Origin of the sequence: Gemmatimonas sp., from assembly GCF_021298855.1 — a bacterium.
In the GTDB taxonomy this organism is placed as follows: domain Bacteria; phylum Gemmatimonadota; class Gemmatimonadetes; order Gemmatimonadales; family Gemmatimonadaceae; genus Gemmatimonas.
Genome location: NZ_JAJTHI010000065.1, coordinates 1 through 8,006, shown reverse-complemented (window position 1 = coordinate 8,006; position 8,006 = coordinate 1). Strand labels below are relative to the sequence as shown.

Below are 8,006 nucleotides of genomic sequence, written 5' to 3'. Positions count from 1 at the left end.
GTGGGCAAGCCGCCGGCCAAGGTCTCGGTCACGTGGGCGGGCGAGCATCGCTTCGACGGCCAGCGTCAGAGCGGCGGGCCGGCCATTCGCATGGACGCGAGTGGCGCAACCGGCCCCTCGCCCGTGGACGCGCTGCTGTGCGCGTTGGCGGGGTGCACGGGTGTGGACGTGGTGGACATTCTCGCCAAGCGTCGCACGCCGGTGCAGGCACTCTCGGTGGATGTCGAGGGGGAGCGATTCGCCGGCGTGCCCGGCCGTGTGACGGCAATCAAGCTGCACTACCGCATCATTGCGGCCGAGGTGGAGCGGCAGCATGCCGAGCGCGCCATCGAGCTGGCGGTCACGAAGTACTGCAGCGTGCGCGACAGCCTCGATCCGCACATGCCGGTGACCTGGACCTTGGAGCTCAACGGCGGGTGAGGGTGCGCTGCGCGCATGGACGCGTACCGATAGGTGAGTGAGGAGGGCCCATCGACGAACGGTGGGCCTTTCTGTTGCCCGGTGGTGACGGGGCGATGACGGTGGGGCGGACGTTGGGAAACGGCGCGGAACGGATCGTCGGCGCCGATTGGCATAAACCCAAGCGTTCGGTTATACTTCCGTTGCCTACGGTCCTGCGACACCACGGATTTCGGATCGTGATCTACGTCCCGCCGCGCGAGCATGGGCCGGCCCACGTGCACGTCTTTCGGACTGCAGGCGAAGAACTCGTCATCTGGCTCGGAGACGCCAGCACCGGACCGTCAATCGGGGACGCCGTTGGCATGCGCGATGCCGATGCCGTCAAGGCGTTCCGAGTCGTCGAGGCGCATCATGCATTCCTTCTCGCCTGCTGGAGAGCCTACCATGGCTAGAGTATCGCCTACTGACGAAGAGATTCTGGCGCAACTCCCCGCCGCCCGCGCGCGGGCCCGGTATCACCGCAAGACGCGCCCGCATGCGCAATCAGCGCAATTCGATCGCCGCACCGGCACCATTCGCCTGGTGCTGATGAACGGTGTGGAGATCGCGCTCCCCCTCGCGCTGTTTCCCGAACTCGCCGGCGCCTCCACCGCCGAGCTGTCCGACATCGAGCTCCTTGGAAGTGGCGGTGGCCTCAACTGGGAACGTCTCGATGTTCAATACAGCGTGCCGGCTATCATTCGCGAAGCGCTTGGCCCGTGGGTGCTGATGCAGGCGGCAGGCTCCGCTGGTGGTAGCGTGCGGTCCAAGGCCAAGACGGTGGCGGCACGAGAGAACGGGAAGAAGGGTGGGCGTCCGCGGAAGCGGCACACGGCTACGGATTCCTGACCAGCCGGAACCCGTCGTAGGAGAGACGCGCCGATGGTGCGCTTTCGCCGCGGTAGGCTGAGCGCGCAATGATCGCGTCGCCGAACCACGACCCGCCACGCAGCACCCGGCTCGACCCGGTGGTGGGGCCCGTGGGGTCGGTCTGCGCGATGCTGGGATAGGGACCGTACCAATCCTGCACCCACTCCCACACGTTGCCGTGCATGTCGAACAGCCCCCACGCGTTGGCCAGCCCCTGCGCCACACGCCGCGTGGCATCGGCATCGCACCCGGAATCGAACACCCAGGCGAAGGTGCAGATATTGCCGGCAATGCCGTAGTCACCGGTCGTGCCGGCGCGCGCCGCGTACTCCCACTCGGCCTCCGTGGGCAGACGATAGTTCTTCCCCGGATCCGCCGTGTTGAGGCGTTGCAGAAAGGTCTGGATGTCGAGCCAACTGACATTCTCGACCGGGCACGTGTCGCCGCACGCGGCAAAGGCGCTGGGGTTGACGCCCATGACCGCGCGCCACTGCCACTGCGTGACCTCGGTCCGCTGCATGCGGAACGCGCGGCTGATGGTGACCTGGCGTACCGGTCGCTCATCGCTGAAGCCTCCCGTTACGGTTCCCATGCGGAAGGAGCCGGCAGGAATGAGCGCGAACTGCTCGGTGCCGAAGTTGGCGCCAAGCCCGGTGCCGCCGCCGAAGGCGACCGTGACGGCCACATCCTCGGTGATGGTCGTCGCCGGGAAGGCGGCCGTGCCGGGCGCCGTGGCCGTGATGCGAATCGTGGTGCTGCCAAGCGCCACGCTGCGCACGGTCGCGCTGTTGCCCGCACCGGTGACGGTGGCCACGGCGGTATTCAGCGATGCGAAGCTCACCACCGCGGCCGCAACGCCTGGTGGTTGCGTAATCGTGGCGGTGATGGTGCCGGTGGCCCCAACACCGAGCGACAGCGACGTGGGGGACACCACGAGGGAGGTGATGGCTCGCGCCGAGTCCACCGTGATGGTCGTGCTGCTGGCCGACGGCAGCGACGGACTCTGCGCCAGGAGCGTGTAGCTGCCCGGGCGATCGATGGTGAGCCCCTCGAAGGTGGCCACGCCTTGCACGGCGGGACGCGTGGTCGTTCCCCCCAGTACGGCACCATTCGTGTTTGGCGCCAGCGCGAGGGTAACGACATTGGTTGCGCCCGTCAGCGTTTGTCCTGACCCGTCTCGAATGGCCACCCGCACCGCGGGCATCGGCGCTGTTGCCGCGGTGCGGGCGGGGGGCTCAGCGGCAAACACCAACCGCGGCTGTGCACGCACGAACGTGCGGAGCGCTTGCAGCAGGTCGGCGCGGGCAGTGGCGTTGGTGGTGAGACTCAGGTGGTCGGCCGCGATTCGTGCGCTGCTTGTAATGAGCGGTGGCGTGGCGCTGGTGGTGGCCACCAGGCCATCGTTGTCACCCGCATCGAGGACCCGCATGGCGCACCCGGGCAGGGTAATCGTGCCACTTGCCGAGGTGCCGGCTCCCACCGTGTGCGTGCCGGCCACCGCACGAATACGCGCATCGAGCGATCGTACTCCCTGCCGCACACGCTCAACGATGCTGCTGCGGTCACTCAGATCGCGGTAGCCGTCGCTCCTGTCCGCGAGGAGTTCCGTCAGCACCCCCGACCTGTTCGCGACCGGCAGGGCCGCGCCGGCACAGCGTCCCGCAGTGATCTCCGAGGTGACGAGATCGGTGGTGAGGTCATCGCGCGCCAGTGGCGAGCCGAGATAGGGCGTACCGAGCGAGAGGAGTCGCGCAATCCGCGGTGACGTGGCCTCGTCGAGCATGGCGACGGTTGTGACGAGCCCTCCCGTGGAGTGGGCCACGACCAACACAGGCTGGTTGCCGAATCGTTCGGTGAGCAACTCCCGGAAACGTCGGGCGCTGAACGCGATGCCGTTGTACGTCGGGTAGCGAAACACCCACGGCTCGAGGGTGCTGCGCAGTTCGGCATCCGCGGCAATGCCGCCCATGAGCGATTCCCACATCTCGCCCGCGTCGTCGGGGAACCACGCCGCGAAATCGTCGGCGATCAGCCTGCCCGGCTGGAGTCCATGCACCAGCACCACCGGTACGCGCGAGCCGCTGAAGCGTGTGGACGCGCCGCGACTGCCTGCCGCGTACAGCGCATAGCCGACCGGCTCGGGTGTGGGATCGGGTACGTAGGCAAGGTCAATGACGGTGCGCCCGCCCTGCAGCGTTGCCTGCGACAGCATCAGACTGGTTTCAATCCGCGTGACTGGGCGGCCCGCCTGATCGACCGCCGCTGCGACCGCGTCGGCCACCGGGGCCGTGACCACGCGTCGGTTGTTCGGCAGCACAGCCGTCACGCGCAGCCGTGGGAGTGGCGTGGAGGGAATCGGCGCTGCGGTCATCACGAACACGCGGGTTGGTGCAACGGTGTTCGCGCTCTGTTGTGCGCGCAGCCGGGCCACCGACGCCGGAGCCGTCACGGTAATCCGCACACTGAGCCTTCCGGCTCCCTCCTGCCGTTCCTCGGCCGACACGCGCACACCGGCCGGCAGCGCCCCCGGCGGTATGATGACCCCACTGCCGTTGCCGGCGATGACGCGGGTGGTGTCGGTCGCCCGCACTTCGGCCGAGGCGGAGTCGGGGCGGACGACCGACACCCAGGCGGTCCCCGTGGTACTGCCGGCCCGCGCCGACACCCGCGCACGACCCGGGCTCACCGCGGTGACCACCCCGGCCGGGCTTATGCTGGCCACCGTTGGCGTTTCGGAGCTCCATTCGATGGCGGTGGTCGCCACGGTGCCCGCGGCGCCTCTCGCCTCCGCGCGCAGCGTGGCCGTCTGTCCGGGGGCCAGGCGCAGCGAGTCCGGGGTCACGATCACCTCGCGCACCGCCGGCCCCCCGGGCTGGGGGGCCGTGGGGGGGCTGCCGTCGCCGCCGCCACAGGCACTGCAAGCGAACGCCACAGCGCAGGCGATCGCCGCGGAGTGAAGACGCCGGGCGATCGGATGTCGGGTATTCGGGGAGGGCGACTCGCACATGACGGACTCCGGTGGTGGCCCCCGAAGTCTAGCGGTCAATGGTGCTGCTGGAGGGAGCGCTCAGGGTGGCCGTATCGTCACCGTGCGCGTCTTGACTGTCAGATTCGACGGGAGCGAGCCGGGAATTGGCTGGGTGGGGTGGATGCCACAGCACTCCCGGGCGCTCCCGATGCCATCACTTGATGAGCCAGATGCGCTGATTCACCGGGTAGAGCCACTCCACCCCGCGGTCGGTCACCATCGCGTCGTCCTCCAGCGGAATGCGCACCTTCGCCCCACCCCAATCTGGATTGGGCGTCCAGGCGAACAGCTCGATGCTGAACGGATTGAACGGTTTGATGTTGAAGGTCATCTGCCGCGGATTGAACCACGCGATGCTGGGGCCGCTACCGTGCCCGCGGTCACCCACGCTGTGGCAACCGATGTTCACCTCGATCGCGCTGTCCGTGCCCACCTCGTTGAAGGTGCCCTGCATGCGGAAGCCGCCCTTGGTGATCTCCGCCTTGAGCTGCTCCACCATGGCCCCCGCGGTGGGGCCGGGCCTGATGGTGCGGTGGATGATCTCCCGCACCTTGAGCGCGTTGTCGAAGGCGGCCTGGATGCCCTTGGGGGCCGCCGTCTCCCCCGGCTTGAGCACGTACGCCATGCGCTTCACGTCGGTCCACGTGTTGAGATAGCCCACGCCCCAGTCGATGATGACCAGATCGCCGCGCTGGATGATGCGGCCGTTGCTGGTGGCCTCGATCCCCTTGGGGCCCGTGATGTACACGCTCGGCATGTCGAAGCTGGACCCCAGCGCACGCTGCTGCAGCTGGTCGGCCATCCACCACGCCACATCCTCCAGCGTAGTGACACCCGGCGTGATGACCTCGTTGCTGAGCGCGCGCTCGGCAATGCGCCGCGAGATCTCCCCCGCCTCACCCAGCGCCACCACCTGCGAAATGGGGAAGCCGCTGCGGAAGTCGCTCACCACCTTCTCGCTGCTCACCAGCTTGCCCGCCCACTCGGGGCCGATCTCCTTCACGAGGCGATCGTAGCTGGTCTTGGAGAGCCCGTCGGCGGCACCCACTTCCTCCGACATGTTGATGGCAATGCGCTTCGGATTGCGCTCGGCGATGAAGGCCTTGAGGTTCGCCAAGCCGAGGATGCGATCGTACACCTTGCACCCCTCCAGCATGCCGCCGCTGGCGCCAATGGCCACGCGCTCGATGCGGTCGCCCCCACGATCGGTGAAGATGTAGTAGCCCACACTGCCCACGTACCCGCGCCCGAAGTCCTCGTACATGGGGTCGAACTGATTCTCCTTCTGCATGGTGATCCACATGTCCACGCCGTTGTCGCGGAGGGCACCGGGGAGAATCTTGTCGAACTTGTCGCGACGGATCTGGCACAGGCGTTCCCAACGGACCTTGGCGGGTTCCGCGGCGGGCTGGGCATGGGCGAGTACCGGCAGGATGGCGAGGACGGCGGAGAGGAGAGAGCGGCGCATGGACGGGAGGGTTGGGGACCCCCGAAACTGCCCTCCCGCTGCCGTTGAGGCCAGAGAGATGAGAGGAAGAGTTGAGAGGCTCAACTCTCCGACTCACCCATCGACTCGCCCACTCACCGCTCGGTCCCCACCCCGCAGTCCCGGGCAACGTGGGCTTGGACACGCGGGTCCGTCAGAGGTGTTGTGCCCGCGGCAACGGCCGCACAGGCCTCCGGGCTCCGATTTCCGAACGCCGTTTCCGGCGTCGGACCTCAGGCACTCATCCGCTGTCCGGCATCGGGATATCCGATCGATCCGACGATCGGAGGTCGGAGGTCGGAGGTCGGACGAATGTCCGAAGTCGGAGCCCCGAGACGGCACTCGGAGGTCGGAAGCCGGAGGGGTTGTAACTGCGGCATCGGCCGCACAGGCCTCCGGGCTCCGATTTCCGAACGCCGTTTCCGGCATCGGACCTCAGGCACTCATCCGCTGTCCGGCATCGGGGTATCCGATCAATCCGACGATCGGAGGTCGGACGAATGTCCGAAGTCGGAGCCCCGAGACGGCGTGCGGGGGTCGGAAGCCCGATCTCCTTCAGCGCAGCGGTTCCGCCGCCCTCTGCTCCTGATTCACCACAATGGGTTGGGCCGCGCCAGCGCCAAGCTGCCTGTTCTGGTCGCTCATGACCCGGGTCAGGAAGCGCTGCCCTTCCCCAATGCGCTCCACCTCAATGGCGATGCTCTCCACGCTCTGGCCCAGCTGCTCCAGGCGGTCGGTGACTTCGCGCGGGACGGGGGCGATGACGGTCGCGCCCTGTTTCCACAGCCGCCGAGCGCGCGCGAAGGCGAGAGGAAAGAGCACGAACAGCGTGAAGACGACCGAGACGGTCGTGATCGTCTCGAGCACGTCGCGGTCGGACGTGTCCGGCGGCGGCGTTTCCACGACCGCTCCCGGCACCGCCGATGCCTTGGCCACGGCCAGATCGGCTTGGGCGATCTGCTGCTCGAGGCTGGAGATGCGGGCATCGGTTTCCTTCAGCCGCGCCTCGAGGCCCTGCTGATCAGCCGGGGAGATCTCGTCCGCGCGAAGGTCGCTGGCGATGTCATTGCGCTGGTCCTGTACCCGCTCCAGCTGGTCGCGCAGCTCGCTGCGCTGTGCTTCCATGGCCTTGAGCACCGCCGAGGGCGAGGCCCCATCGGGGGTCATGGTGACCGGGAAGGCACCGTCCTGAACGGAGGTGGCGGTCGGCGGCGGCGGTGGGGTGGGCTGCATGTCGCGGGCGCGGGTGACTCGAGGGAACGGACGGTCGCGATTGGCCGCGTCGATTGCTGGCGGCCTGTGTGCCGTACGTTCGGGAACGGACACGGTTTCGGCAATGCCATCGTCCGCACCGCTCACGCCCCCACGGTGTTACCCCGCCACTACCGGTGCCGTACGGCGACAGGTGGTGACCAGGCGGGCGTTCAACCAGTGCGCGCGCACGATGCAGAACGCGCCGGCAGTGACCACCAGCACCTCCAGCACGGGCAATTCCGCGGTGCGGCGCACGCCCAGCAGGAGCACCAGCCCAATGGCGAGCCACAGCGCCGGCCGCGACGAACGATGGCGCGGGAAGGCCTGCCCCAGACTGATCGCCCCCAGGCCAATCGAGGCGGAGAGAAACACCGCCTCCACGGCCGGGTCGGCCAGCCGACTTGCACCGATGGCGGTCAGCGCCCCCATCAGCAGGGCCGTGGCCGCGCAGTGTACGGCACACAGTGTGCTCGTGACCATGCCCGCGCGGTCGAGCCAGGGCTGGCTGGGTTGGTGATCGGGCGCGACGGAACCGTGCATATCTGTAATGATAGCGCGTTCTCATGACTGATCAAGGAGAGCCCGACCGCCGCCGCCCTCCCCTTGAATCCCCCGGCCTGAACGGACAGATATCAAGGCTGTAGTGTGACCCGGGGGCAGCGCCCCCACTCCGCCCCTACGACACGGGGCGTCCATTCAAGAACGCGCTCACCGCCGGCAATGGTGGCGCATGCTGGAGTTCGCATGGCCAAAGAAGGCATTCATCCGCCGTACCACTCGGTCGTATTCAAGGATGCGTCGACCGGCGCGCTGGTGCTCACCCGTTCGACGATGACGAGCGAGCAGAAGATCAAGCTCGACGACGGCAACGAGTACCCGCTCATCCTCCTCGAAATCACGAGCGACTCGCACCCGTTCTACACGGGC

8 protein-coding genes are annotated in these 8,006 nt (G+C 67.9%); 4 read left to right on the top strand and 4 right to left on the bottom strand.

The features are described from left to right. The 3 genes from LW840_RS15715 to LW840_RS15710 all read left to right on the top strand — a co-directional run. Positions 1–420: OsmC family protein (locus LW840_RS15715; protein WP_291277331.1), on the top strand; the 420-nt coding region annotated here is incomplete at its 5' end. Positions 421–515: 95 nt separating this feature from the next. Continuing rightward, positions 516–854 (top strand): DUF4160 domain-containing protein, encoded by a 339-nt coding sequence (locus tag LW840_RS17640; protein WP_343213634.1) that lies wholly within the window; start codon positions 516–518, stop codon positions 852–854. After that, a complete protein-coding gene (locus LW840_RS15710) occupies positions 847–1,290 on the top strand; it encodes a DUF2442 domain-containing protein (protein ID WP_291266653.1) in 444 nt (147 codons plus the stop codon). Before LW840_RS17640 ends, LW840_RS15710 begins: the two co-directional genes overlap by 8 nt. On the opposite strand, the gene LW840_RS15705 is transcribed toward LW840_RS15710, so the two are convergent. The 4 genes from LW840_RS15705 to LW840_RS15690 all read right to left on the bottom strand — a co-directional run bounded on the left by LW840_RS15705 (position 1,277) and on the right by LW840_RS15690 (position 7,619). After that, on the bottom strand, positions 1,277–4,243 hold the full coding sequence (locus LW840_RS15705) for an SUMF1/EgtB/PvdO family nonheme iron enzyme (RefSeq protein WP_291273878.1): 2,967 nt from the start codon (positions 4,241–4,243) through the stop codon (positions 1,277–1,279). The two genes, LW840_RS15710 and LW840_RS15705, sit on opposite strands and share 14 nt — an antisense overlap. A 250-nt stretch (positions 4,244–4,493) precedes the next feature. Continuing rightward, positions 4,494–5,807 (bottom strand): M24 family metallopeptidase, encoded by a 1,314-nt coding sequence (locus LW840_RS15700; protein ID WP_291261251.1) that lies wholly within the window; start codon positions 5,805–5,807, stop codon positions 4,494–4,496. 573 nt (positions 5,808–6,380) lie between these two features. After that, positions 6,381–7,184, bottom strand: coding sequence for a hypothetical protein (locus LW840_RS15695; protein WP_291277330.1), 804 nt, complete (start codon positions 7,182–7,184; stop codon positions 6,381–6,383). A 12-nt stretch (positions 7,185–7,196) separates the two neighbouring features. Further along, the gene (locus LW840_RS15690) at positions 7,197–7,619 is read right to left on the bottom strand and encodes a MerC domain-containing protein (RefSeq protein WP_291262834.1); all 423 of its coding nucleotides are present in this window, start codon (positions 7,617–7,619) and stop codon (positions 7,197–7,199) included. 204 nt (positions 7,620–7,823) lie between these two features. Between LW840_RS15690 and LW840_RS15685 the strand changes: the two genes are divergently transcribed. Next, the coding region (locus tag LW840_RS15685; protein ID WP_291277329.1) for a type B 50S ribosomal protein L31 at positions 7,824–8,006 on the top strand (183 nt) is incomplete at its 3' end.

Bases quoted from the DNA above. Each gene is read 5' to 3' on its own strand.
- LW840_RS17640 (WP_343213634.1), top strand. From the start codon at position 516: ATGACGGTGGGGCGGACGTTGGGAAACGGCGCGGAACGGATCGTCGGC.
- LW840_RS15710 (WP_291266653.1), top strand. From the start codon at position 847: ATGGCTAGAGTATCGCCTACTGACGAAGAGATTCTGGCGCAACTCCCC.
- LW840_RS15700 (WP_291261251.1), bottom strand. From the start codon at position 5,807: ATGCGCCGCTCTCTCCTCTCCGCCGTCCTCGCCATCCTGCCGGTACTC.
- LW840_RS15690 (WP_291262834.1), bottom strand. From the start codon at position 7,619: ATGCACGGTTCCGTCGCGCCCGATCACCAACCCAGCCAGCCCTGGCTC.